Genomic DNA, 23,320 nt, shown 5'->3' with positions numbered 1-23,320 from the left:
CACGGCGACGGGCATGGTCACGGTCCCGGCGACAGTCACGGTCATGGAACGGGCTCCGGCGATGGTCACGGACCGGGATCCGGGAGTGGGCAGGGCGGCCCCGGTTCCAGTGGTGGGCACGGGCATTCGCACAGCCACAGTCACGGCCCGGCGGCCCCCGTCTCCCAGCACCTGCGCAAGGTCATCGCGGCCATCCTCATCCCGTTCGCCGCGGCTGTGGTGGTCGGGCTCGTGGTGCTGTGGCCCAACGGCGCACCGGCGCACGAGCGCACCGGCGTCGGCTTCGACCGGCAGACCCAGCAGGCCACGGTCACCAAGGTCGTGAGCGTGAGCTGTGCATCGGTGAACGCCTCGAGCGAGACCCCGACGGGCGACACTTCCACAGCCGAGGGCTCCTCCGCGCAGCAGCAGGCGAACGGTACCTGCAAGAAGGCCACGATCCGCGTGGACACCGGCAAGGACAAGGGCCGGACGTTCACCGAGATCGTCCAGCCGGACCAGTCACGACAGTTGGACCAGGGCGAGAAGGTCGTGGTCGCCTACGAGCCCTCCGCGCCGAAGGACCTGCAGTACTCGGTCACCGACGTGAACCGTCGTGTCCCGATGACGGTGCTCGCCCTCATCTTCGCGGTCGCCGTCGTGGTCGTCGGGCGACTTCGGGGCGTCATGGCGCTGGTCGCGCTGGCCATCAGCTTCCTGCTGCTGAACTTCTTCGTCCTGCCCGCGATCCTGCAAGGGTCGAACCCGCTGGTCGTGGCAGTGGTGGGGGCGAGCGCCATCATGCTGATCGCGCTCTATCTCTGTCACGGTCTCTCGGCCCGCACCTCCGTCGCAGTGCTGGGCACGCTCATCTCACTGGTGCTGATCGGCATCCTCGGTTCGGTGTTCATCGACTGGGCCGCGCTGACCGGCAACACGGACGACAGCACCGGCCTGATCCACGGGCTGTACCCGGCGATCGACATGAGCGGTCTGCTGCTCGCCGGCATCATCATCGGCTCCCTCGGTGTGCTCGACGACGTGACGGTCACCCAGACGTCGGCAGTCTGGGAGCTCCACGAGGCCAACCCGTCGATGGGCTGGCGCGGGCTGTACCGGGCGGGCATCCGCATCGGCCGCGACCACATCGCGTCCGTGGTGAACACGCTCGTCCTCGCCTACGCCGGTGCCGCCCTGCCGCTGCTGCTGCTCTTCTCGATCGCGCAGAGCAGTGTGGGCGGCGTCGCCAACAGTGAGTTGGTCGCCGAGGAGATCGTGCGCACCCTGGTGGGCTCGATCGGCCTGGTCGCCTCCGTGCCCGTCACAACGGCCCTGGCCGCCCTCGTGGTCGCCGCCGACCGGCCGAGCCGCGAAACGGCCCCCGCGGCGGTCCCGGAGACGACTCCGGGGGCTCCGGGGGCTCCGGCAGGAGCGGCGGCCGCGGGTGCCGCGGGTCCCGCCCAGGCTCGGGGCGGCCGGGGCAGGCGACGCAAGCGCTGAGGCGAGAAGCGCCCGAGAGCCGGAAGCACCGGCCGACTCGAGCGCCCGCCCAGTTCCTCTCCCCTCGGGAGAGGAACTGAGAAGCATGGGACGCGCGAGACGCTCGAACCTGAGGAGCCCCGAGAAGGCCCCGTCCGAGCGCCCGCACCGCCTCAGAAGAAGCGTTCCTGCACGGCCCCACCCGTGACGAAAGCGTTCCGTCACCCCCAGGCTGCCGCCCCGTCAGCCGGCGCTCTGCTCCTCCGCCAGGATCCGGTCCAAGGCCTCGTCCAAATGCGCGTCGAAGTCGGCGAGCGCACCCTCCTGGCCCAGCGGGACCAGCTTGTCGGTGCGGTCGAGGAACGCCACGAGCGGACCCGCCGAGGAGCGGAACAGAGCCTGGTCGCCGCCGACCTGAAGCCGGATCAACACCTCTCCCAGCACTTCGGGATCGACGGGCGAGACACGGACGTCCCCTTCACCGCATGCTCTGCCCACCCCGTCGATGAGCAGCTCACGCCCGAAGGCCCAGGTCACCGGGGCGTCACCGGGCAGATGGAAGGTGAGCCGCACGGCATACGGATCGCACGCCTCGTAGCCCAACTCCACCGGGATGCGGAACGAGAGTTCCTCGGACACGAGGAAGCTCATCATGACCTCTGCCTGTACTGCCTGTACGGACTCGCGCATCGCCTTACCCCGTCACTTGCTGTCGACTGGCCGAGAATCAACCTTCTGACACTGGAGGCATCTTGCTGAACGTACACGACAGATCACAAGGAGTGAGTTTTCAGATACTGATAGAGATCGCCAGCGAGCCCAGCAGCCGCCCCACCTCGTCCTGGAGTTGCCGGACCGCCGGGAGCAGCCGGTCGGCGTGATGGGAGGGGAGGGAGATCGCCATCGTCGCCGCAGTGGTGCCCACGGTGATCGGGATCGCGGCGCACACCGTGCCCAGCGCGTACTGCTGCCGTTCGACGACCGGCTCCATGCGCCGCATCCGCTCCAGGCGCCGCAGCAGAGTGTGGTTGTCGCGCACGGTGTACGGGGTGACCGACTGCGCCGGATAGCGGTCCAGGTGGTCGCGGCGGGCGTCCTCGTCCAGTTGGGAGAGCAGACACTGACCGATGGCGTGTGCGTGTCCGGTCTCGCGGAAGTCGGCCCACTCCTCCACCGCCGGGTTGCCCGGGGTGTCGGAGACGCACATGATCTCGATCTCGCCGTCGCGGTACTGCGCGTAGTACATGGGGACACCGATCGAATCGCGCCACTGGGCGAGAGTGTCGGCGACCGTGCTGCGACGTTTCTGCGCCGCCCCGCTGCTGCCGAGCCGCTCGGCCGCCTCGCCGAGGAAGAACAGCCCCTTGTCCCGTCGCAGATAGCCCTCGTGCACAAGGGTGCGCAGCAAGTGGTAGGCCGTGGGCAGGGCGAGGCCGGTCTCGCGAGCGAGTTGTTTGGCCGGAGCCCCGTACTCGTGCTCGGCGACGGATTCCAGCAGGCGCATCGCGCGCTGGACGGAGCCGATCAGGGTGGCCGCGGAGTGCGGATGCTCGGGGGCTGCGGTGCCCGGCGGGCGCTGGAGCGGGGGTGCGGAGGAGCGCGGCCGGGCGGGAGGTGCGTACGGCTGCGCGGATGCGGTGTCAACCATGGCCAAGGGGGTCACTCCCGAAGCGCGAGGGGGCGGTCCGTGCGGGGGAACACGGGAGGGGGGTGTACGCCGCGCGCGGGGTTCTTCCCCGCGTCGAATTCCGGACTTTAACCGTCCGCCACCGCTTACAGACGGGCTGTCACGGAAACTTCCCCCGGCCGAGGGAACCGGTGATTCCTGTTACCGATCACCGGCTTCCCGGACGGCTCACCAGTCGCTGCGCGACGACGAACTCGACGTGAACTTCCGTACGACGTAGATCAGTCCGCCGACCAGCGCCACGAAGACCAGCAGCTTGAAGAGCAGGCCGATCACGAACCCGACGACGCTGGCTATCAGCCCGCCGAACACGACCAATGCGATGACCGGCACCGCGACCCACTTCACCCACCACGGCAGTCCCGTAAAGATCTCTCGCATCGCCCTTGCCCTCATCCTCTTCGGTCGAGGTCCGGCACCCCTGTCGGGCCGGAGCCTTTCGATGTCCTGCCGTCGATGCTAGGTCCGAAGAGGGTGCCGGCGGGGGCCTCGCACCCCTTGTCCTCCCCTGACCGATCCCCTAGGGAACCCTGAGACCAGGCATCGGCTGCGAGGCGGAGAAGCTCAGCCCTCGGGCGGCGAGAACACCACCATGACCCGGAGATCCTCGCTGATGTGGTGGAACTTGTGGGCGACGCCGGCCGGGACGTACACCACGCTGCCGCGCGCCACCTGCGTGGTCTCCATCCCGACGGTGATCGAGGCGCGCCCGCTCACGACGAAGTACACCTCGTCCTGGTTGTGCGGGTTCTGTGGATCATGCGTGCCCGCGTCGAGCGCGTACAGCCCGACGGACATGTTCCGCTCACGCAGAAACTGCAGGTAGGCACCGTCGTTGGCGGCTCGCTCCGCCTCCAGCTCATCCAACCGGAATGCCTTCATCTATCTTGTCCGCCCTCGTCCGGTGCTCGTTTGCGATCTCTCTGCCACGATCAGACACATGAAGAATTTCGTAGTCAAGACGATCGCCAACGCAGGCGCCCTGGCGGTCGCCGTCTGGCTGCTCGACAAGATCACCCTGACCGGTGACAGCACGGGCAAGAAGATCGGCACCCTTATCGTCGTCGCACTGCTCTTCGGCCTGGTGAACTTCCTGGTGAAGCCGATTGTGAAGGTGCTGACCTTTCCCCTGTTCATCCTCACGCTCGGTCTGATCACCCTGGTGGTCAACGCCTTGATGCTGCTGCTGACCTCGTGGCTGGCCGACAAGTTCGACCTCAGCTTCCACGTCGAGGGTTTCTGGACCGCGGTCCTGGGTGGCCTGATCATCTCCGTCGTCTCCTGGGCGCTCAACGTCGTCCTGCCCGACGGGGACTGAGTCCGCGATGACCTACCGCGTCTGTTTCGTCTGCACGGGCAACATCTGCCGCTCGCCGATGGCCGAGTCGGTCTTCCGCGCGCGTGTGGCGGACGCCGGCCTCGACGGGCTGGTGGAGGTCGACAGCGCCGGCACGGGCGACTGGCACGAGGGCGAGAACGCCGATCCGCGCACCCTCTCCGTCCTGGAGCGGCACGGATACGCACTCGACCACACGGCCCGGCGCTTCGAACCGTCCTGGTTCGCCCGCCTCGACCTCGTGATCGCCCTGGACTCCGGCCATTTCAAGGCCCTGCGCCTCCTCGCACCCACCCAGGAGGACGCGGCGAAGGTCCGGCTGCTGCGCTCTTTCGACCCCGCGGCCCCCGACGACCTCGACGTCCCCGACCCCTACTACGGGGGCCGGGCCGGCTTCCAGGAGTGCCTTGAGATGGTGGAGAAAGCGAGCGCAGGTCTGCTCGCCGCAGTACGTGACGACGTGGAAGGACACCTTGCATGAACGATTCCGCCACGGACGGAAGACGTCCCACCGGCTCGGGCGAGGGCACGCGCGCGGTGCGGGCCGGGCTGCCCGAGCCGGTGAAGCACGAGCCGACCCTCCCCGGCCCGGTGTTCGCGGCGCACTTCCACCTGCCCGGCGAGCCCACGGGCCCCTACACCTACGGCCGTGACGAGAACCCGACCTGGACTCATCTGGAGCGCGCCATCGGCGAGCTCGAAGCGCCGGGGCAGGACGGCGTGGAGACGCTCGTCTTCGCCTCCGGCATGGCTGCGATCTCGTCGGTCCTCTTCTCTCAACTGCGGGCCGGAGACACCGTCGTGCTGCCCGACGACGGCTACCAGGCGCTCCCCCTGGTGCGTGCGCAGTTGGAGGCGTACGGCATCGAGGTGCGCACCGCGCCGACCGCCGACGACGCCCAACTCGACGTCCTCGACGGCGTGAAGCTGCTGTGGATCGAGTCCCCGTCCAACCCCGGGCTCGACGTGTGCGACATCCGGCGGCTCGTCGAGGCGGCACACGCGCGTGGCGCGCTCGTGGCCGTCGACAACACGCTCGCCACCCCGCTCGGGCAGCGTCCGCTGGAGCTCGGCGCCGACTTCTCGGTGGCCAGCGGCACCAAGCAGCTCACGGGGCACGGTGACGTCCTCCTCGGCTACGTCACCGGGCGCGCCGGCGAACCGATGACGGCGGTACGGCGCTGGCGGAAGATCGTCGGGGCCATCCCCGGACCCATGGAGGCCTGGCTCGCGCACCGGTCGATCGCCACCCTGCAGTTGCGCGTCGACCGGCAGAACTCCAGCGCCCTGGCCGTGGCCGAGGCGCTGCGGGGGAGGCCCGAAGTGAGCGGGCTGCGCTACCCGGGGCTGCCCTCCGACCCTTCCCACAAGGTCGCCTCGCAGCAGATGCGGCGCTATGGGTGCGTGGTCTCCTTCACGTTGCCCACGCGCGCGCGGGCCGAGCGTTTTCTCGAGGCACTGCGCCTCGTGAACGACGCGACGAGCTTCGGCGGAGTGCGCTCCACCGCGGAGCGGCGCGGGCGCTGGGGCGGGGACGCGGTGCCGGAGGGCTTCATCCGGCTCTCCGTCGGTGCCGAGGATCCCGAGGACCTGGTGACGGATGTGCTGCGGGCGCTGGAGGAGTCTGGGCGGTGACCGGCTTACGCACACCTCGACGAGGTCCCGCTCAGTACAACGGACGGTCCGAGCCTCCCCCCTCGTGGCTCGGACCGTCCTCGGTTCCGTGCGCGAAGAACCGCGCGCACAAGGCTAGTTGACTCTGTGTCAGTGTCCAATCACTGGAGCGACAGAGACCTATCGACTTATTTATAGTTGGTCCCTTCCTCGCAGCCGGAGGAAGGCAGGGAAGAGGGAGGAGGGAGGACGCTCCATGGATCTGGCCTTGCTGCGCACGTTTGTGACCGTGCACCGGGCCGGCTCCTTCACCCGCGCCGCCGCTCTGCTGGGTCTGTCCCAACCGGCCGTCACCTCCCAGATCCGTACGCTGGAACGGCAACTGGGCCGCCCCCTGTTCCTGCGCCAGGCCCGCGGCGTGACGCCGACGAGCATCGGGGACGAGCTCGCCCACAAGGCCGCCCCTCATCTCGACGCCCTGGTGGAGATCGCCGAGACCGGCCTCGACGACGAATCCGCCGTGCGGACGCTGCATCTCGCCGGTCCCCCCGAGTTCATCGCCGAGCGGGCTCTTCCGGCGCTCGCCGAACTGTCCGGCGACGACGGGCAGGGTTTCGGCCTCCGCGCCTCCTTCGGAAACGCCGAGGAGGTTCTGGAGGGCCTGGCCGCCGGACACCACGACCTCGCCATCAGTACGGCTCGGCCGCGCGGAGCGCTGCTCACGGCCACTCCGCTGTGCGACGAGGAGCACGTCCTGGTCGCCGCCCCGCAGTGGGACGAGCGGATCGACGCCGGGGAGGTGTGCCGCAAGAGGGCGTCCGCGCTGGAGAACCTCCCTGTCGTCGAGGTCCACGAGTCGCTGCCCCTGGTCTCCCGCTACTGGGCCTCCGTCTTCGACTCCCGCCCCGCCGCCTCGGGCATCGTGATCGTCCCCGACCTGCGCGCGGTGCTCGCCTGCACGGTCGCGGGCGCCGGTCTGGCCGTCCTGCCCCGCTATCTGTGCGCGGCCGCCCTCGAGCGCGGAGACGTCGTCACCCTGTATGAGCCCGCAGTGCCGCCACTGCGGACGTACGTCCTGGTGGTGCGCACCGGAACACTGGCGATGCCGCATGTCGCACGAGCCCACGACTGGTTGCTGGGAGCAGCCGGCGACTGGTGCTGACCCGATTCCGGGGCGATGTCACGGCATGAGCTCATCCGGTGACATCTCGCGATGTTTCACGTGGAACCAACCGGGCCACATTTCTCCCATGACCGTCCGACCCGTGGTCAAGCGCACCGCACGAGCCGTTCTGCTGGACGGCGACAACCTGATCCTGATCAAGCGCACCAAGCCCGGTGTGGATCCCTACTGGGTGACGCCCGGTGGCGGAGTCGAGCCTGATGATGCGACCGTCGTGGACGCCCTGCACCGTGAAGTGCACGAAGAGCTCGGCGCCAAGATCACCGACGTGGTGCCCTGCTTCGTCGACACCGTCGAGCACATCGGCGACGACGGCGGCGCCACCGGCGTGAAAGTGCAGCACTTCTTCGTCTGCCATCTGGAGTCCATGGACCCGGCCCAGCGGCACGGCCCCGAGATCGAGGAACCCGCCGGCGAGTACGAGATCGTCCGCGTGCCGTTCACCAGGGTCGGGATCGCCTCCGTCCACCTGGTACCGCTGTCACTGCGGCACTACCTCGACGGCAACATCGAGGGCGTCCGCGCCATGCACGCTCCCGACCTCGGCTGACGTCCCGGTCCGGTCCGGGTCCGGAGTGTTCTACGGGGCGGCGAGTCAGCTCCCGGAGGCGACGAGTTCCTCGACGGAGTCGTGGCGTATGCGCTCCGAGGGGATGCCCACGCCCCGCAGAACGTCCACCCCGCTGCGGATCATGCCGGGCGGACCGGAGACATAGGCGTCGTACCCGGTCCAGGGTCCGAAGGCACGTATCGCGTCGGGCAACTGAAGCAGACCGTGCCGGTCGACGACCGGGCGGACTTCCAGCCAGGGGTGGGACCGCTGGAGTCCGAGCAACGTGTCGAGGTCGTACAGGGCGTGGTCGCTGCGGGCACCGTAGAACACCTCCACCGGACGGCGTGCGCCGTGTTCGGCGATGTCCTCGACCAGCGCCTTGATGGGGGCTATGCCGGTGCCGCCGCCCAGGCAGAGCAGTCCGCTGTCCCTGGTGTGATCGACGGTCATCGACCCGGCCGGCGGCCCGAGCCGGATGAAGTCGCCCGGCTGGGCGCGGTGCACCAGGGCATTGGAGACCCAGCCAGCGGGGACGGCCTTCACGTGGAACGTCAGCAGGCCGTCGGAGCGCGGTGCCGAGGCGAACGAATAGTGCCGCCAGATCCGCGGCCACCACGGCGTCTCCACGCTCGTGTACTGCCCGGCCAGGAACGGGTAGGGCTGGTTGGGGCGGACGGTCAGGATCGCGACGTCCGGGGTTCTGAGGTCGCGCGAGACGACCTCCGCGTACCACCAGGCCGGTGCGCGCAGCTCATCGACAGCCGCCGCGTCGATCATGACCTGGGAGATCGTGGTGTAGGTCCGGACCCAGGCCGCCTCCGTCTCGGCGTCCCACGCGGAGTCTGCGTACTTGCTCAGCGCCCCGATGAGGCACTCGCCGACGGCCGGATAGTGCTCGGCCCGGGTGCCGTACTTACGGTGACCGCGGCCGAGGTTCTGCAGGTACTCGACGAGGACCGGGGTGTTGTCGATGTGCTCGGCGGCGGTGAGCAGCGCCTTGAGAAGCCGGTCCCGCTGGGCGTCCATCGCTGGCGGGAAGAGCGACCGCAGATCGGGGTGGCGGACGAAGAGCATCGCGTAGAAGTACGACGTGACCTTGTCGGCCACCGGGGCCACCTCGGCCATGGTGCGCCGGATGAGGATGGCGTCCGGCGAGGCTTCCTTGACGGGCGCGGACCGCTGGGCGGGCACGAGATGCTGGGCGGGCGAGGCAATGGGCTGCTGCGCGGGCGGACGCGCTTCCACGGGCGCCTGCGGCTGGGCGGGAGCCTCGAGCTGGGCGGGGGCCTCGGGTTGAGCGGGGGCCTGGTGCCGGCCTGCGGGTCGAGGCTCCACGGAAGTAGGTGCCTCGGCCGGCTGCCGGGCTTCGAAGAGCGACGGCGGTCCGGTGGGCGACTGGGGCTGTGAGCTCGCGGGGGCGGCCGTCAGGGCGGGGGCCGGCGAGCCCGGCTGTATTCGGGTCCCGGCACCCGTGGTGCCGTCCTGGGGCGCGTTGCCGTGGGAGTCTGCCGTGTTCCGGCCCACCGGGCGTAGTGCGGCCAGACGACGGCCTCCTGAAGCCCCCTGCTCGTCGTCCGCAACCGGTTCCGGCTGGTGGCGCGGCGCGAACCAGCCGTCCCCGCCGCCGGACCTGCCGTTGTCGGCCGACCTGGTGGTCGGAGCGTCCATGGTGTGCCTCGCCTCGAACATCTCTCGGTCGGTCTGCGCACTTCCTAGCTCGGAAGGTGTCTGCTTACCTCGCAGACGGCTCGCTTTCCCCTTCGGTTCCGCAGCCGAGACAGCCGCGGTCCACCCCTGTTTCCGCCACCGCAGCATCCCATCCTGTGCGGGCGCCTCGGTCGCATCAGCGGAAATATGGGTCTCCGATCTCTCCGTCCCGTTAGGCTGCATTGCCCTGTTCTCGGCTCGCACGGAATCGGTGCACCGCGTCTGGCGCACCTCGTCCCGAAAGCGAACCGGACTCGACCATACCGGCCGCCGGTTGCCACACAAGTCTCGCCTTACTTCCTTGGAAGACGCTTGAGGCACGAACCGCTGGTTCCTTCAACTGTCGGGCGTGACGCACCATTTCACAGGCGTCCCAAAGAGCTGCCCCGGCGTTTGCGTGGGCCGGGAGGTCGCTGTTTCACGTGAAACAGTCCCTGTGCTCCGCGCCTCTGTTTCACGTGAAACATGCCCTCGCTGTCGACGTACCGCACAGCCACTCACCGCATGGCCAAAAGCACATGCGACGCAGGGGAAACAGAGCAAACAGGTGGACGCCGACGGCACCGGTCGGACAGCCTGACCTGCGTGCCGACTCCTTCCCACACCGCTCTGCCCATCCGCCGTCTGACGCACCGCGATCTCACCGCCTGCGCCGACTTGTCCGAGGATCGGGGGTGGCCACGCGAGGAGCACAAGTGGGGCCTCCTCCTCTCGGCCGGACAGGGTTACGGCATCGACGATCCCGACGGGGGACTCGTCAGCGCCTGCGTGGTCACCGAGTACGGCCCGCACGGCCGCCCCGCTCTCGGCGCGATCGGCATGGTGCTCGTCGCCGAGCGGCACGCCCGGCAGGGCATCGGCCGGCGGCTGATGCGCCACATCGTCGCCCTGATGGGCACCACCCCACTCACTCTGCATGCCACGCCGAACGGCCGTCCGCTCTACGAAGAGCTGGGCTTCAAGACCACGGGCCGGGCGGAAATGCTGCTTGGGCATTTCACGCCGGGTGAACCGCCGTCAGGCATCGCCACCCGCGCGGCCACGGCCGAGGACCTCACCTCGATCATCCGGCTCGACGAAGAGGTCTTCGGCACCGATCGCACGCACGTGATCACCCGCCTCCCGGCCTTCGCCGATCAGTTGCGGGTCGCCGAGGACGAAGGCCGGATCATCGGCTACGCGGCTGCGTGGCCCAACATGGACACCCATGTCGTGGGGCCGCTGATCGCCCGAGACACGGAGACCGCGAAGGCCCTGCTGGCCTCTCTCGCCGCCCACACGGACCGGCCGCTGCGCACCGACATCGACGTACGGCACGACGAGTTGCTGGCGTGGGTGAAGGCACACGGCCTGGAGCCCGTTGCCTTCAACTCCGTGATGACCTACGGGATCACGGAGCTGCCGGGCGACTGGCGCCGCCGCTTCGCTCCGCTCACCGTAGCGGCCTGCTGAAGACACCTAAGATCCGACGGAACGCCGGCAGGGTGTGGAAGGGGCCGTCGGGCTGCACGGGGTATTTCTTCTTGCGGTCTTGGGCGGGGCCTTTGGTGCGCCGAGGCCGGTGTCGCCAAAGCCGGCGTCGCCGAGATCTGCGGTTGCTGTCGGATGGGTGCCGGTCCGTTGGCACGGTCCTGGCCCGGCGGACGGCCAGGGTTCAGCGCTGGACGGCCGTCTGCCGCTCGGTGGGCATGGCACCCGCGACGACGGAGCCGGGGCCGCCTGAGACGCCGTCGCGGCGCTCCAAAGTGGCCGAGACGAGGGCGAGGAGCAGGGCGCCTACGGCGAGGGCGGCGCCGACCCAGTTCGGCGCGGTGTAGCCGAGACCGGCAGCGATGACGAGTCCGCCGAGCCAGGCGGACAGCGCGTTGCCGAGGTTGAAGGCACCGATGTTCACCGCCGACGCCAGTGTCGGGGCACCGTGCGCCTGGTCCAGGACACGCTTCTGCAGGGGCGGGACGGTGGCGAAGCCCAGGGCGCCGATCAGGGTGATCGTGAGGGCCGCGAGGACCTTGTTGTGGGCGGTCAGCGGGAAGAGCGCCAAGACGACCGCCAGGGCACCCAGAGAGACGTACAGCATGGGCATCAGGGCGCGGTCGGCGTACCTGCCGCCGACGAGGTTGCCGCCGACCATGCCGAGCCCGAAGAGGACCAGCAGCCAGGTGACGGAACCGTCGGCGAAGCCGGCCACGTGGGTCATCATCGGCGCGATGTAGGTGATGGCCGCGAAGACGCCGCCGAAGCCCAGGACAGTCATCGCCATGGCGAGCAGGACCTGGGCGTTCTTGAAGGCGGCCAGCTCATGCCTCAGGTGCACACCCTCGGCCCGCGGCATCTCGGGCACGAGCCTGGCGATGCCGACCAGGCCGACGACGCCGAGCGCGGCGACGAGGGCGAAGGTGACGCGCCAGCCGACGTGCTGTCCGACGAGGGTCCCCAGCGGGACGCCGACGACGTTGGCGACAGTGAGACCGGTGAACATCATCGCGAGGGCCCCGGCTTTCTTGTCGGGGGCGACCAGGCCGGCCGCGACGACCGAGCCGATGCCGAAGAACGCGCCGTGGGCGAGGGAAGCGACCACGCGGCCGATCAGCATCACGGCGAAACTGGGGGCGACGGCGGAGAGCAGGTTGCCGACGATGAACAGGCCCATCAGCAGCATCAGCATGCGCTTGCGGGCGACCTTGGTGCCGAGGACGGTCATCAGCGGGGCGCCGAACATGACGCCGAGCGCGTAGCCGGTGACCAGCAGGCCGGCAGTGGGGATGGAGACCCCGAAGTCGCCCGCGACCTCGGGAAGCAGACCCATGATCACGAACTCGGTCGTTCCGATTCCGAAGGCCCCGATCGCGAGGGCCAGAAGCGCGAGAGGCATGAAGGCAGACCTTCCCAAAAGATTGCAGGTGCGCTTTGCGCGCGTTCACAATAATTGCAGACGCGGACTACATGCAACCGCAGACTATTTCGATATTGCTCTATCCTGGGTGTCAGCCGCTCCGGGACGGAGGAGAACCCCATGACTGCGACGGACCCCGCGCTCATCGCCCTCGCCCAGGGCTGGTGCGCCCTCTCCCTCCTGCACGGGAGGATCGAGGCCCACATCGAGCGCGCGCTGCAGGCCCGGCACGACCTGAGCGTGCGCGAGTACTCCCTGCTCGACGTGCTCAGCCGGCAGCACGACGGCGACGGGGGCCATCTGCAGATGAAGCAGGTGGCCGATGCGGTCGTCCTCAGCCAGAGCGCCACCACTCGACTGGTGACCCGGCTCGAGGACCGCGGCCTGCTCGAGCGGTACCTGTGCCCCACCGACCGCCGCGGCATCTATACCAACGTCACCGATGCCGGTCTGAAGCTGCTCGCCGAAGCCCGCCCCACCAACGACGCCGCCCTGCGCGAGGCCCTCGACGAAGCCGCCAAGAACCCGGAACTGGCCCCGCTGGTGCGGGTCGTGGAGTCCTTGAAGGCGCCCACCGCCGCCTTGGGTGCATAGGGTCGCCGGCATGGGAGATCTTGAAATACGCGCGGCCGTCGCCGAAGACATCCCCGCGATCGTTGGCATGCTCGCGGACGACCCGCTGGGCGCACAGCGCGAGTCGCTGGACGACCTCGGCCCGTATCTGACAGCGCTGGAACGGCTCACCGCCGACCCGAACCAGCGCCTCGTCGTCGCCGTCCGCGAGGGACGCGTCGTCGGCACCCTCCAGCTCACGATCGTCCCGGGTCTGTCCCGCCGCGGCTCGACCAGGTCGATCATCGAAGGTGTGCGGGTGCACGCGGACGAGCGCGGCAGCGGTCTGGGGACGCGCTTCATCGAGTGGGCGATCGATGAATCCCGGCGGGAGAACTGCCAGTTGGTGCAACTGACCTCCGACAGCACGCGCATCGACGCCCACCGCTTCTACGAGCGGCTGGGCTTCGTGGCCTCACACGTGGGCTTCAAACTGCAGCTCTGAAGGCTCCGCCTTCCGGGCAGACGGTCCCGGGACGGAGGCGCTGTGTTTCACGTGAAACAGAGCGCCTCCGTCCGGCCTCTCGGCTAGCCGATGCCCCGCCAGCCCTCAGGGTCGACGCCACCGGGCACGGCCGCCCGCTCGTCGTACGGCTCGCGCGCGAACACGAACGACCCGAGGTCCAGGTGGTCCACGCTCCCGTCCGGCCGCCGTACGGCCCGCAGGAGCTCGTCGGCGTAGTAGCCCTCCAGGCCGGTCCAGGTACCGTCCCCGTTCGGCCTGAACCGGGAGCGCCGGCCGGCGCCGGACAGCGGCCCCAAGGAGACGAGACCGTCGGCCGTCACGCGCAGGGCGAAGGGGCTGGTACCCCAGTACCACTGGCCCGCCAACTCCAGGACGGAAGGGTCGACTTCCCGCAGCGGACGCCACGGCTCAGGAATCCGCGGCTCGGCCTCGGCGACGATGCGTACGAGATCGACGGCCACCTGAGACGTCAGAAGGCCGGAGGTGCAGTTGGCGAGCACCACCGCGGCGACGTCGTCCGCCACGCCGATGGTGAGGCTCGCCACGAAGCCGGGCACCGAGCCGGAGTGGCCCACAAGCAGCCGGCCGTCCCGGTGCTGGATCTGCATTCCGAGTCCGTACGTGGCGCCGTCCGCCACATCCGACAGCCCGGCCGGCGACGCGGGCGTCCACATCTCGCGCAGCGTTTCCACGCCCAGCACCCGATCGTCGCCCCGCGTCAGGAAGGCGGCGAAGCGCGCGAGGTCTCCGGTCGTGGACCAGAGCTGGCCTGCCGGAGACATCCGCCCGAAGTCCTCGGCGGGCTCGGGCAGCAGCACGTCGGCCCAGGGGTGCACCGCCCAGCCGCCAGCCGCAGGCGCCTGCGGCTGGACGCTCGTACGGTCGAGGCCCAGAGGTTCGAGCACTTCGCGCCGCAATACCTCTGCCCAGGGCGCTCCGCGGAGCTCTTCGACGAGAGCGCCCAGGAGGGTGTAACCGGGGTTCGAGTAGTGGAAACGACGTCCGGCCGGCTGCGGGCCCGCCTGCTCGCCGAGGACATCGGCGAGTTCGGGCCGCAGCGAGCCCGGAGTCCGTTCCCACCACGGTCCGGGTGCCTCGGCCGGCAACCCGCCGGTGTGGGCGAGCAGTTCGGCCACCGTGGCCTCCCCCGCGCCGGTGCCGGGCAGGTGTTTCTCCAGCGGGTCCTGGAGGTCGAGCACGCCCTCGTCGCGCAGCCGCAGCACGAGCACGGAGGTGAAGGTCTTGGTGATCGAGCCGATCCGGTACTGCACGTTCTCGTCCGGCGCGTGCCCGTCGACGGAGGTCCGGGCCCCGTGCCACACGGCCCGCCCGTCCCGCACGACCGCGGCGACCAGCGACGGGGCACGCCCTTCGCTCTGGGCCACGGCGATGCGGTGGCGCAGAGCCCGCCGGGTACCGGAGAGCAGCTCTTCCTGAGGTGTCGTCATGGGCCCAGTCCACCTGCCCGCGCGGCCGACGTCGAGGTCATTTCACACCAAGAGGGCTCAGGTCTGCGCCATGTCCACGAAACGGGAGTAGTGACCCTGGAAAGCCACGGTGATCGTGGCCGTCGGGCCGTTACGGTGCTTGCCCACGATGATGTCCGCCTCGCCCGCGCGCGGGGACTCCTTCTCGTACGCGTCCTCACGGTGCAGCAGGATCACCATGTCGGCGTCCTGCTCGATGGAGCCGGACTCACGCAGGTCGGACACCATCGGCTTCTTGTCCGTGCGCTGCTCGGGACCACGGTTGAGCTGCGAGAGCGCGATCACCGGGACCTCCAGCTCCTTGGCAAGCAGCTTGAGGTTACGGGACATGTCCGACACCTCCTGCTGACGGCTCTCGGAACGCTTGGAACCACCGGCCTGCATCAGTTGCAGATAGTCGATGATCACGAGCTTGATGTCGTTGCGCTGCTTCAGCCGACGGCACTTCGCGCGGATCTCCATCATCGACAGGTTCGGGGAGTCGTCGATGTAGAGCGGCGCGGAGGATACTTCGGGCATCCGGCGCGCCAGGCGGGTCCAGTCCTCGTCCGTCATGGTGCCGGAGCGCATGTGGTGCAGGGCGACGCGAGCCTCGGCGGACAGCAGGCGCATCGCGATCTCGTTGCGCCCCATTTCCAGGGAGAAGATGACGCTCGGCAGGTTGTGCTTGATCGACGCCGCGCGCGCGAAGTCCAGCGCGAGCGTGGACTTGCCCATGGCGGGACGGGCCGCGATGACGATCATCTGGCCCGGGTGCAGGCCGTTGGTGAGCGAGTCGAGGTCCGTGAAGCCGGTGGGCACGCCCGTCATCTCGCCGCTGCGCGAGCCGATCGCCTCGATCTCGTCGAGGGCGCCCTCCATGATGTCGCCGAGCGGCAGGTAGTCCTCGCTGGTCCGCTGCTCGGTGACCGCGTAGATCTCCGCCTGGGCGCGGTTGACGATCTCGTCGACGTCGTCGTCGGCCGCGTATCCCATCTGGGTGATGCGGGTGCCGGCCTCGACCAGGCGGCGCAGCACCGCGCGCTCGTGAACGATCTCCGCGTAGTACTCGGCGTTGGCGGCCGTCGGCACCGTCTGCACGAGGGTGTGCAGATAGGACGCGCCGCCTACCTTGTTGATCTCGCCGCGCTTGGTGAGCTCGGCGGCGATCGTGATCGGGTCGGCCGGTTCGCCCTTGGCGTAGATGTCGAGGATCGCCTGGTAGATCGTCTCGTGCGCGGGCTTGTAGAAGTCGTGGCCCTTGAGGACCTCGACCACGTCGGCGATGGCGTCCTTGGACAGGAGCATGCCACCGAGGACGGACTGCTCCGCGTCGAGGTCCTGCGGCGGTACCCGCTCGAAGGCGGTGCCTCCGCCCTCCCACTCACCGCTGTCCCGGCCGCGCTCGTGCTGTTCCTCTCGGCCTCGCCCCCCGTCGCCGCGCCGACGGGAAGAGGGCAGACGATCACTGGGGCCGCTGTCGGCCCACGGGTCGTCCAAGGGCTCGGAAATGCTCACCGAGCCACCTCCTCCCGTCCGCCGAGCGGACCTCGCCGTGCCTCATTTCTACGGCACGGCACTGACAATTGAGAGGCCCAACTCCGGTTGTGGTGCGTCGGTTTTGCAAGGGTTTCCTCGACCGACGAACGGAGCGGGCGCCGCACCACGGTAGGCCCGCGGGCACCGTCAGCCAATCTGGTTATCCACAGGCCATGTGGACGACGGCCCCTATGCTGTGGAGAACTCCGCAAAACCTGTGCACGACCCGGTGGACAGTACTGTGAACAAGCCCTCGACTTTTCTTTCCAAGCCGCTCTGACCTGCACGTTCCCCATCCACCGGCTGTGCAGAAGAAAAAGTTTCCCAGTCGGGCCAAGATCCCTTCGAACGGCGCGCGAGAGGACACGCAAAGCGACGATGCGTAAGGGTCAATAGGTCATTGCATCTCTTACCTGTGGACGATTAGATTGGTGGTCATGACACAGGCTCCCGCGCCCCCCAGGGCGACCCGGCGACAGCACGACCGAGAGATCGTCGCACTGGCCGTCCCGGCCTTCGGCGCACTCGTCGCCGAGCCGCTCTTCGTCATGGCCGACAGCGCGATCGTGGGCCATCTGGGCACCGCGCAACTCGCCGGCCTCGGAGTCGCCTCTGCCCTCCTCATGACAGCCGTCAGCGTCTTCGTCTTCCTCGCCTACGCCACCACCGCCGCCGTCGCACGCCGCGTGGGCGCCGGTGACTTCCCGGCTGCCATCCGTCAGGGTATGGACGGCATCTGGCTGGCACTGTTGCTCGGCGCCGCCGTGATCGTGGCCGTCCTGCCCACCGCCCCGGCACTCGTCGAGCTCTTCGGCACCTCGGACGCGGCCGCCGCGTACGCGACCACCTATCTGCGCATCTCGGCGCTCGGCATACCGGCCATGCTCGTCGTTCTGGCCGCGACCGGTGTCCTGCGCGGACTCCAGGACACGAGGACACCGCTCTACGTCGCCGTGGGAGGCTTCGTCGCCAACGCCGCCCTGAACGTCGGGCTGGTCTACGGCGTGGGCCTCGGCATCGCCGGCTCCGCCTGGGGAACCGTCATCGCGCAATGGGGCATGGCCGTGGTCTACCTCGTAGTCGTGGTCCAGGGAGCCCGCCGCCACGGCGCGTCTCTGCGGCCCGACGCCGCTGGCATCAGGGCCTCCGCCCAGGCGGGGGTGCCCCTGCTGGTCCGCACGCTCTCGCTGCGGGCGATCCTGATGATCGCCACCGCCGTGGCCGCCCGGCTCGGGGACGACGACATCGCGGCACACCAGATCGCCCTGGCCCTGTGGAGCCTGCTCGCCTTCGCCCTCGACGCCATCGCCATCGCCGGGCAGGCCATCATCGGACGCTATCTCGGTGCCGACGACGCCCAGGGCGCCCGAGACGTCTGCCACCGGATGGTCGAGTGGGGCATCGCCGTGGGTGTCCTGCTCGGCCTGTTGGTCGTCATCAGCAGGCCGCTCTTCCTGCCGCTCTTCACCAGCGACCCGGCGGTGAAGGATGCCGCGCTGCCCGCACTTCTCGTGGTGGCGCTCTCCCAGCCCATCTGCGGCATCGTCTTCGTGCTGGACGGCGTACTGATGGGCGCGGGAGACGGCCCCTATCTCGCCTGGGCGATGGTGCTCACCCTGGCCGTCTTCGCTCCGGTGGCCCTGCTGGTGCCGGTCCTCGGTGGAGGCCTCACCGCGGTGTGGGGAGCGATGACGCTGATGATGACCGTCCGGATGCTCACCCTCTGGCTGCGCGCCCGTTCCGGCCGCTGGGTCATCACCAGCGCGACCCGCTGACTGTTTCACGTGAAACACGTCGAGCGCGGGAAACCGATGGCCGCGTGAGACCGATGTTTCACGTGAAACAAGCAACGTGAAACAGGCGAACGGAAGGGGCCGCACCCAGTGGGTGCGGCCCCTTCTCAGCTCTTCAAGCCGAGCGCAGCGATCAGGCCGCGATGACCTCGATGTTGACCTTGGCGGCAACCTCGGGGTGCAGACGCACGGACGTCTCGTGAGCGCCCAGGGTCTTGATCGGCGAGCCGAGCTCGATGCGGCGCTTGTCGACCTCGGGGCCACCGGAAGCCTTGATCGCCGAGGCGATGTCGGCCGGGGTGACGGAACCGAAGAGACGACCGGCGTCGCCGGAGCGGACGGCCAGGCGAACCTTGACACCTTCGAGGCGGGCCTTCACAGCATTGGCCTGCTCGATGGTCTGGATCTCGTGGATCTTGCGAGCACGACGGATCTGCTCGACGTCCTTCTCGCCACCCTTGGTCCAACGGATCGCGAAGTTCCGCGGGATCAGGTAGTTGCGAGCGTAGCCGTCCTTGACGTCGACGACGTCGCCCGCGGCGCCGAGGCCGGAGACCTCGTGAGTGAGGATGATCTTCATATGTCGGTCACCCTTCCCTTATCGCGCTTGCGCGGTGTAGGGCAGCAGCGCCATCTCACGGCTGTTCTTGACTGCCGTGGCGACGTCACGCTGGTGCTGCGTGCAGTTGCCGGTCACGCGACGGGCACGGATCTTGCCGCGGTCGGAAATGAACTTCCGCAGCATGTTCGTGTCCTTGTAGTCCACGTACGTGACCTTGTCCTTGCAGAATGCGCAGACCTTCTTCTTAGGCTTGCGCACAGGCGGCTTCGCCATGGTGTTTCTCCTGTGTGATCAAGAAGTTGGGATACGACCCGCCTTCGGCCCGATCGGGCCCGGACATCCGGGCCCGACGGCCTAGAAGGGGGGCTCGTCCGAGTAGCCGCCGCCGGCGCTGCCGCCGGAGTTTCCACCCCAGCCGCCGCCACCGCCCTGGCCGCCACCGCCGCCCGGGTTGCCACCGGCGGGAGCGCTGGTGGCCCACGGGTCTTCGGCGGGAGCGCCGCCGCCCTGCTGGCCGCCGCCGGAGTTTCCACCCCAGCCGCCGCCACCCTGGCCGCCACCGCCGCCGTAACCACCCTGGCCGCCCTGGCCACCGCGGCCGGCGGCCTTGGTGACCTTGGCCGTGGCACTGCGCAGGCTGGCGCCGACTTCCTCGACGTCCAGCTCGTAGACCGTGCGCTTGACGCCCTCACGGTCCTCGTAGGACCGCTGCTTCAGCCGGCCCTGCACGATGACGCGCATGCCTCGCTGGAGCGACTCCGCGACGTTCTCCGCCGCCTGACGCCAGACCGAGCAGGTCAGGAACAGGCTCTCGCCGTCCTTCCACTCGTTCGTCTGCCGGTCGAAGGTGCGGGGAGTGGACGCGACACGGAACTTCGCGACCGCCGCACCGGAGGGGGTGAAGCGCAGCTCGGGGTCGTCGACAAGATTGCCGACGACCGTGATGACGGTCTCGCCTGCCATGGGGGAACCTCTCGGCGGGTTTGCTGCTGGCTGCTTGTGCTGCTACTCAGAATCCCGAGATATCGGCTGAGCTCGCGAGCTCAGTGGGTCTCGGGACGGAGGACCTTGGTCCGGAGGACCGACTCGTTCAGGTTCATCTGGCGGTCGAGCTCCTTGACGACCGCAGGCTCGGCCTGAAGGTCGATGACCGAGTAGATGCCCTCGGGCTTCTTCTTGATCTCGTACGAGAGACGACGACGGCCCCAGGTGTCGACCTTCTCCACCTTTCCGTTGCCCTCACGGACGACGGAGAGGAAGTTCTCGATCAGCGGGGAGACAGCGCGCTCCTCGAGATCGGGGTCGAGGATGACCATCACTTCGTAGTGACGCATGTGGAACCCACCTCCTTTGGACTCAGCGGCCACGGTCGATCCGTGGCAGGAGGGTTGTGATGCGTACGCAACGGTATCGGCCGCCACTGACAGTCGGGGATCGGCAAGCGAAATCCCCGCTCTGAGCTGGGCGGACTCCCTGGCTCTGCCTGGGCAGACACCGGTGCAGACGGTACAGACTACCTGCACACGCGCTTCCGGTTGAAATCAGGCGGGTGTGACCGTCAATCTGTACACGTCGGGTGTGTATGGCGCTACGATGCGCCGCCTTCCGCAGGAGGTGCCACATGGCACAGGCATTGCGACCCAATACCGCCGGATCTCTCTTCGCCACCGACGGCAAACCCCATCCGCTCCAGGACACCCTGCTCGCGGTGACGCTGGTGCTCGGACTGACGGCCTTCATCACGTCGTTCTTCCACAGCCTGCATCTGCTCAGCTCCTGGGCCGGTCTGGTGGGAATCCTGACCGGCGCGTACGGACAGTGGATCTCCGAGACCACCCGTGAGCGCTTCGGTCTGATCCTGGGTCTCGGCGCCTCGGCCGTCGGCTTCTTCATCGGCATGGCGAACGGCGGGCTCTTCGGCGGACTCTGGTGACCCGACCGACTCCGGTACGGACACCACGGACACCGTCCGCACCGGACGTCGCGTAGGACACCTACGAACCCTGACGGAACGCCCCGGCCGCACACGGGCCGGGGCGAAGGTTCCCTACGCCCAGTCAGGGCGCTCGCAGGGCGCAGTAGGCTTCGGCGCGAGAGCCGGAGCCCCTGTACCCATGGGGACACACCAGCCCGAGGAGCGCCCCGAATGAGCCTGACCCTGAGGACGATCAGCCGTGAGCAGCATCTGGCATACATCCAGAGCCTGCCCTCGGCGAGCCACATGCAGGTTCCGGCCTGGGCAGACGTCAAGGCCGAGTGGCGGTCGGAGAGCCTCGGCTGGTTCGACGAGCGCAGCGGTGAACTGGTCGGCGCGGGTCTGGTCCTCTACCGCCAGTTGCCCAAGATCAAGCGTTACCTGGCCTATCTGCCCGAGGGTCCGGTCATCAACTGGTATGCGCCGAATCTGACCGACTGGCTGGAACCGATGCTCGCGCACCTCAAGCAGCAGGGTGCCTTCTCGGTGAAGATGGGCCCGCCGGTGATCATCCGCCGCTGGGAGGCCACCTCCATCAAGGCGGGCATCCAGAACCCGGACGTGAAGCGGCTGCGTGACATCGAGGCCGACTTCATCGAACCGCGCGCCTTCGAGGTGGCCGACAAGCTGCGCCGCATGGGCTGGCAGCAGGGCGAGGACGGCGGTGCCGGCTTCGGCGACGTCCAGCCGCGCTACGTCTACCAGGTGCCGCTGGCGAACCGCTCCCTCGAAGAGGTCCACAAGAACTTCAACCAGTTGTGGCGCCGCAACATCAAGAAGGCCGAGAAGGCCGGGGTCGAGGTCGTCCAGGGCGGCTACCAGGACCTCGAGGAGTGGCAGCGGCTGTACGAGATCACGGCCGTGCGCGATCACTTCCGGCCACGCCCGTTGTCGTACTTCCAGCGCATGTGGACGGCCCTCAACACCGAGGATCCCAACCGCATGCGGCTGTACTTCGCCCGCCACAACGGTGTGAACCTGTCGGCGGCGACGATGCTGATCGTCGGCGGGCACGTCTGGTACTCCTACGGGGCCTCGGACAACATCGGCCGTGAGTTCCGCCCCTCGAACGCCATGCAGTGGCGGATGCTGCGCGACGCCTATGCGCTCGGTGCGACCGTCTACGACCTGCGCGGCATCTCCGACTCGCTGGACGAGACCGACCACCTCTTCGGCCTGATCCAGTTCAAGGTCGGCACGGGCGGACAGGCCGCGGAGTACCTCGGCGAGTGGGACTTCCCGCTGAACAAGCTGCTCCACAAGGCGCTCGACATCTACATGTCGCGCCGCTGACGTCACGCTCACTGATTCCCCACCCCTGACACCGCAGCCACCAGAAAGGTCCCAGGTCCGGCCATGGCGCTCACGCTCTACGTCGACACCGCGCGCTGGCGGGCGCATCACAAGCACGTGCAGGAGCAGTTCCCGGCCCTCGTCCCGGTCTGCAAGGGCAACGGCTACGGCTTCGGGCACGAGCGGCTGGCGGAGGAGGCCACCCGGCTGGGCTCGGACATCCTCGCCGTCGGCACGACCTACGAGGCCGCGCGCATCAAGGACTTCTTCGGCGGTGACCTGCTGGTGCTGACGCCCTACCGGCGCGGTGAGGAGCCCGTCCCGCTGCCCGACCGGGTCGTGCGCTCGGTGTCGTCGGTCGACGGCGTGTACGGCCTGGTGGGCGCCCGCGTGGTCATCGAGGTGATGTCGTCGATGAAGCGGCACGGCATCAGCGAGCAGGATCTGCCGCAGTTGCACGCCGCGATCGAGAACGTCCGGCTGGAGGGCTTCGCCATCCACCTGCCGCTGGACCGCACCGACGGCTCCGACGCCGTCGAGGAGGTCATCGGCTGGATGGACCGGCTGCGGGCGGCCCGGCTGCCGCTGCACACGATGTTCGTCAGCCACCTCAAGGCCGACGAACTCGTCCGGCTGCAGCAGCAGTTCCCGCAGACCCGCTTCCGCGCCCGGATCGGCACGCGGCTGTGGCTGGGGGACCACGACGCCACGGAGTACCGCGGAGCGGTCCTGGACGTCACACGGGTCGCCAAGGGCGACCGCTTCGGCTACCGGCAGCAGAAGGCGGCCTCGGACGGCTTCCTGGTGGTCGTGGCGGGCGGTACGTCGCACGGGGTGGGTCTGGAGGCCCCCAAGGCCCTGCACGGCGTCATGCCGCGCGCCAAGGGCGTCGCCCGCGCCGGCCTCGCCACGGTGAACCGGAACCTCTCGCCGTTCGTCTGGGGCGGCAAGCAGCGCTGGTTCGCCGAGCCGCCGCACATGCAGGTGTCCATCCTGTTCGTGCCCTCGGACGCTCCGGAGCCGCACGTCGGCGACGAACTGGTGGCCCACCTGCGGCACACCACCACGCAGTTCGACCGGCTCATGGACCGCTGACCCTCATGAACCGCTGAACAAGCGAAGCAACGAGAAGGGCCGTACACGGAGTCTCCGGGTACGGCCCTTCCTTCATGGCTCACTGTTC

Annotated in this window: 25 protein-coding genes; 13 read left to right on the top strand and 12 right to left on the bottom strand. The window is 68.8% G+C overall.

Going from position 1 to position 23,320, the window contains the following annotated elements; all coding sequences use genetic code 11:
- Positions 1-216 precede the first annotated feature (216 nt).
- On the top strand, positions 217-1,479 hold the full coding sequence (locus BMZ82_RS23935) for a YibE/F family protein (RefSeq protein WP_371271295.1): 1,263 nt from the start codon (positions 217-219) through the stop codon (positions 1,477-1,479).
- A 222-nt stretch (positions 1,480-1,701) separates the two neighbouring features.
- Here the strand turns inward: BMZ82_RS23935 and BMZ82_RS23930 are convergent, their stop codons facing one another.
- The 4 genes from BMZ82_RS23930 to BMZ82_RS23915 all read right to left on the bottom strand — a co-directional run bounded on the left by BMZ82_RS23930 (position 1,702) and on the right by BMZ82_RS23915 (position 4,027).
- Complete coding sequence (locus BMZ82_RS23930) at positions 1,702-2,148, bottom strand: SsgA family sporulation/cell division regulator (protein ID WP_093779099.1); 447 nt, start codon at positions 2,146-2,148, stop codon at positions 1,702-1,704.
- A 100-nt stretch (positions 2,149-2,248) separates the two neighbouring features.
- Positions 2,249-3,106, bottom strand: coding sequence for an IclR family transcriptional regulator (locus BMZ82_RS23925; RefSeq protein ID WP_177244631.1), 858 nt, complete (start codon positions 3,104-3,106; stop codon positions 2,249-2,251).
- Between the two features lie 207 nt (positions 3,107-3,313).
- Positions 3,314-3,526, bottom strand: a complete 213-nt coding sequence (locus BMZ82_RS23920) for a DUF5326 family protein (protein ID WP_093779097.1) — start codon at positions 3,524-3,526, stop codon at positions 3,314-3,316.
- Between the two features lie 183 nt (positions 3,527-3,709).
- On the bottom strand, positions 3,710-4,027 hold the full coding sequence (locus BMZ82_RS23915; RefSeq protein ID WP_093779095.1) for a cupin domain-containing protein: 318 nt from the start codon (positions 4,025-4,027) through the stop codon (positions 3,710-3,712).
- 58 nt (positions 4,028-4,085) lie between these two features.
- Here BMZ82_RS23915 and BMZ82_RS23910 point away from each other — a divergent pair, with 58 nt between their 5' ends.
- The 5 genes from BMZ82_RS23910 to BMZ82_RS23890 all read left to right on the top strand — a co-directional run bounded on the left by BMZ82_RS23910 (position 4,086) and on the right by BMZ82_RS23890 (position 7,828).
- Positions 4,086-4,463, top strand: a complete 378-nt coding sequence (locus tag BMZ82_RS23910; protein WP_093779093.1) for a phage holin family protein — start codon at positions 4,086-4,088, stop codon at positions 4,461-4,463.
- A 7-nt stretch (positions 4,464-4,470) separates the two neighbouring features.
- Complete coding sequence (locus BMZ82_RS23905; protein ID WP_093779091.1) at positions 4,471-4,962, top strand: low molecular weight protein-tyrosine-phosphatase; 492 nt, start codon at positions 4,471-4,473, stop codon at positions 4,960-4,962.
- Positions 4,959-6,116, top strand: a complete 1,158-nt coding sequence (locus tag BMZ82_RS23900; RefSeq protein ID WP_093779089.1) for a cystathionine gamma-lyase — start codon at positions 4,959-4,961, stop codon at positions 6,114-6,116. The genes BMZ82_RS23905 and BMZ82_RS23900 overlap by 4 nt, the downstream gene beginning before the upstream one ends.
- Before the next feature lie 235 nt (positions 6,117-6,351).
- Positions 6,352-7,257, top strand: a complete 906-nt coding sequence (locus BMZ82_RS23895; RefSeq protein ID WP_093779087.1) for a LysR family transcriptional regulator — start codon at positions 6,352-6,354, stop codon at positions 7,255-7,257.
- Positions 7,258-7,345: 88 nt separating this feature from the next.
- Positions 7,346-7,828: an NUDIX domain-containing protein gene (locus BMZ82_RS23890; protein WP_093779085.1), complete on the top strand. Its 483-nt coding sequence runs from the start codon at positions 7,346-7,348 to the stop codon at positions 7,826-7,828.
- Between the two features lie 45 nt (positions 7,829-7,873).
- Here the strand turns inward: BMZ82_RS23890 and BMZ82_RS23885 are convergent, their stop codons facing one another.
- Positions 7,874-9,499, bottom strand: a complete 1,626-nt coding sequence (locus tag BMZ82_RS23885; RefSeq protein ID WP_177244630.1) for a globin domain-containing protein — start codon at positions 9,497-9,499, stop codon at positions 7,874-7,876.
- Between the two features lie 624 nt (positions 9,500-10,123).
- Between BMZ82_RS23885 and BMZ82_RS23880 the strand changes: the two genes are divergently transcribed.
- On the top strand, positions 10,124-10,990 hold the full coding sequence (locus BMZ82_RS23880; RefSeq protein WP_093779081.1) for a GNAT family N-acetyltransferase: 867 nt from the start codon (positions 10,124-10,126) through the stop codon (positions 10,988-10,990).
- Between the two features lie 202 nt (positions 10,991-11,192).
- On the opposite strand, the gene BMZ82_RS23875 is transcribed toward BMZ82_RS23880, so the two are convergent.
- Complete coding sequence (locus BMZ82_RS23875) at positions 11,193-12,410, bottom strand: MFS transporter (protein ID WP_093779079.1); 1,218 nt, start codon at positions 12,408-12,410, stop codon at positions 11,193-11,195.
- A 141-nt stretch (positions 12,411-12,551) separates the two neighbouring features.
- On the opposite strand from BMZ82_RS23875, the gene BMZ82_RS23870 reads away from it, so the two are divergent.
- Both BMZ82_RS23870 and BMZ82_RS23865 read left to right on the top strand, forming a co-directional pair.
- Positions 12,552-13,025: a MarR family winged helix-turn-helix transcriptional regulator gene (locus tag BMZ82_RS23870; protein WP_093779077.1), complete on the top strand. Its 474-nt coding sequence runs from the start codon at positions 12,552-12,554 to the stop codon at positions 13,023-13,025.
- Between the two features lie 10 nt (positions 13,026-13,035).
- Positions 13,036-13,488: a GNAT family N-acetyltransferase gene (locus BMZ82_RS23865; RefSeq protein ID WP_093779075.1), complete on the top strand. Its 453-nt coding sequence runs from the start codon at positions 13,036-13,038 to the stop codon at positions 13,486-13,488.
- 83 nt (positions 13,489-13,571) lie between these two features.
- Here BMZ82_RS23865 and BMZ82_RS23860 read toward each other — a convergent pair whose 3' ends face one another.
- Both BMZ82_RS23860 and dnaB read right to left on the bottom strand, forming a co-directional pair.
- The gene (locus BMZ82_RS23860; RefSeq protein WP_093779073.1) at positions 13,572-14,957 is read right to left on the bottom strand and encodes a serine hydrolase domain-containing protein; all 1,386 of its coding nucleotides are present in this window, start codon (positions 14,955-14,957) and stop codon (positions 13,572-13,574) included.
- 57 nt (positions 14,958-15,014) lie between these two features.
- Positions 15,015-16,493 (bottom strand): replicative DNA helicase, encoded by a 1,479-nt coding sequence (gene dnaB / locus BMZ82_RS23855; protein WP_093779071.1) that lies wholly within the window; start codon positions 16,491-16,493, stop codon positions 15,015-15,017.
- Positions 16,494-16,951: 458 nt separating this feature from the next.
- On the opposite strand from dnaB, the gene BMZ82_RS23850 reads away from it, so the two are divergent.
- Positions 16,952-18,289, top strand: a complete 1,338-nt coding sequence (locus BMZ82_RS23850; protein WP_093779147.1) for an MATE family efflux transporter — start codon at positions 16,952-16,954, stop codon at positions 18,287-18,289.
- A 151-nt stretch (positions 18,290-18,440) separates the two neighbouring features.
- Here BMZ82_RS23850 and rplI read toward each other — a convergent pair whose 3' ends face one another.
- The 4 genes from rplI to rpsF all read right to left on the bottom strand — a co-directional run bounded on the left by rplI (position 18,441) and on the right by rpsF (position 20,203).
- A complete protein-coding gene (gene rplI / locus BMZ82_RS23845; protein ID WP_093779070.1) occupies positions 18,441-18,887 on the bottom strand; it encodes a 50S ribosomal protein L9 in 447 nt (148 codons plus the stop codon).
- A gap of 18 nt (positions 18,888-18,905) precedes the next feature.
- Entirely contained in the window at positions 18,906-19,142 is a 237-nt protein-coding gene (rpsR, locus tag BMZ82_RS23840) for a 30S ribosomal protein S18 (protein ID WP_020130672.1), read from the bottom strand.
- Positions 19,143-19,223: 81 nt separating this feature from the next.
- Positions 19,224-19,832, bottom strand: coding sequence for a single-stranded DNA-binding protein (locus BMZ82_RS23835; RefSeq protein ID WP_093779068.1), 609 nt, complete (start codon positions 19,830-19,832; stop codon positions 19,224-19,226).
- A gap of 80 nt (positions 19,833-19,912) precedes the next feature.
- Positions 19,913-20,203: a 30S ribosomal protein S6 gene (gene rpsF / locus BMZ82_RS23830; RefSeq protein ID WP_006604399.1), complete on the bottom strand. Its 291-nt coding sequence runs from the start codon at positions 20,201-20,203 to the stop codon at positions 19,913-19,915.
- Between the two features lie 287 nt (positions 20,204-20,490).
- On the opposite strand from rpsF, the gene BMZ82_RS23825 reads away from it, so the two are divergent.
- The 3 genes from BMZ82_RS23825 (at position 20,491) to BMZ82_RS23815 (ending at position 23,232) form a co-directional block, all read left to right on the top strand.
- A complete protein-coding gene (locus BMZ82_RS23825) occupies positions 20,491-20,802 on the top strand; it encodes a hypothetical protein (RefSeq protein WP_093779066.1) in 312 nt (103 codons plus the stop codon).
- Between the two features lie 213 nt (positions 20,803-21,015).
- Positions 21,016-22,137, top strand: coding sequence for a peptidoglycan bridge formation glycyltransferase FemX (femX, locus tag BMZ82_RS23820; protein ID WP_093779064.1), 1,122 nt, complete (start codon positions 21,016-21,018; stop codon positions 22,135-22,137).
- A gap of 63 nt (positions 22,138-22,200) precedes the next feature.
- Positions 22,201-23,232 (top strand): alanine racemase, encoded by a 1,032-nt coding sequence (locus BMZ82_RS23815; RefSeq protein ID WP_093779062.1) that lies wholly within the window; start codon positions 22,201-22,203, stop codon positions 23,230-23,232.
- Positions 23,233-23,320 lie beyond the last annotated feature (88 nt).

Source organism: Streptomyces sp. yr375, assembly GCF_900110755.1.
Classification (GTDB): Bacteria; Actinomycetota; Actinomycetes; order Streptomycetales; family Streptomycetaceae; genus Streptomyces.
The sequence above is the reverse complement of the archived record's forward strand: the minus strand, read 5'-3'. Positions and strand labels throughout refer to the sequence as shown.

Coding starts and splice junctions, on each gene's coding strand:
- BMZ82_RS23890 (WP_093779085.1), top strand. CDS start 7,346: ATGACCGTCCGACCCGTGGTCAAGCGCACCGCACGAGCCGTTCTGCTG.
- BMZ82_RS23825 (WP_093779066.1), top strand. CDS start 20,491: ATGGCACAGGCATTGCGACCCAATACCGCCGGATCTCTCTTCGCCACC.
- BMZ82_RS23915 (WP_093779095.1), bottom strand. CDS start 4,027: ATGAAGGCATTCCGGTTGGATGAGCTGGAGGCGGAGCGAGCCGCCAAC.
- BMZ82_RS23905 (WP_093779091.1), top strand. CDS start 4,471: ATGACCTACCGCGTCTGTTTCGTCTGCACGGGCAACATCTGCCGCTCG.
- rpsR (WP_020130672.1), bottom strand. CDS start 19,142: ATGGCGAAGCCGCCTGTGCGCAAGCCTAAGAAGAAGGTCTGCGCATTC.
- BMZ82_RS23920 (WP_093779097.1), bottom strand. CDS start 3,526: ATGCGAGAGATCTTTACGGGACTGCCGTGGTGGGTGAAGTGGGTCGCG.
- BMZ82_RS23875 (WP_093779079.1), bottom strand. CDS start 12,410: ATGCCTCTCGCGCTTCTGGCCCTCGCGATCGGGGCCTTCGGAATCGGA.
- BMZ82_RS23850 (WP_093779147.1), top strand. CDS start 16,952: ATGACACAGGCTCCCGCGCCCCCCAGGGCGACCCGGCGACAGCACGAC.
- rplI (WP_093779070.1), bottom strand. CDS start 18,887: ATGAAGATCATCCTCACTCACGAGGTCTCCGGCCTCGGCGCCGCGGGC.
- rpsF (WP_006604399.1), bottom strand. CDS start 20,203: ATGCGTCACTACGAAGTGATGGTCATCCTCGACCCCGATCTCGAGGAG.
- BMZ82_RS23900 (WP_093779089.1), top strand. CDS start 4,959: ATGAACGATTCCGCCACGGACGGAAGACGTCCCACCGGCTCGGGCGAG.
- BMZ82_RS23835 (WP_093779068.1), bottom strand. CDS start 19,832: ATGGCAGGCGAGACCGTCATCACGGTCGTCGGCAATCTTGTCGACGAC.
- BMZ82_RS23910 (WP_093779093.1), top strand. CDS start 4,086: ATGAAGAATTTCGTAGTCAAGACGATCGCCAACGCAGGCGCCCTGGCG.
- BMZ82_RS23895 (WP_093779087.1), top strand. CDS start 6,352: ATGGATCTGGCCTTGCTGCGCACGTTTGTGACCGTGCACCGGGCCGGC.
- BMZ82_RS23885 (WP_177244630.1), bottom strand. CDS start 9,499: ATGGACGCTCCGACCACCAGGTCGGCCGACAACGGCAGGTCCGGCGGC.
- BMZ82_RS23925 (WP_177244631.1), bottom strand. CDS start 3,106: ATGGTTGACACCGCATCCGCGCAGCCGTACGCACCTCCCGCCCGGCCG.
- BMZ82_RS23815 (WP_093779062.1), top strand. CDS start 22,201: ATGGCGCTCACGCTCTACGTCGACACCGCGCGCTGGCGGGCGCATCAC.
- BMZ82_RS23870 (WP_093779077.1), top strand. CDS start 12,552: ATGACTGCGACGGACCCCGCGCTCATCGCCCTCGCCCAGGGCTGGTGC.
- BMZ82_RS23865 (WP_093779075.1), top strand. CDS start 13,036: ATGGGAGATCTTGAAATACGCGCGGCCGTCGCCGAAGACATCCCCGCG.
- femX (WP_093779064.1), top strand. CDS start 21,016: ATGAGCCTGACCCTGAGGACGATCAGCCGTGAGCAGCATCTGGCATAC.
- BMZ82_RS23860 (WP_093779073.1), bottom strand. CDS start 14,957: ATGACGACACCTCAGGAAGAGCTGCTCTCCGGTACCCGGCGGGCTCTG.
- BMZ82_RS23930 (WP_093779099.1), bottom strand. CDS start 2,148: ATGCGCGAGTCCGTACAGGCAGTACAGGCAGAGGTCATGATGAGCTTC.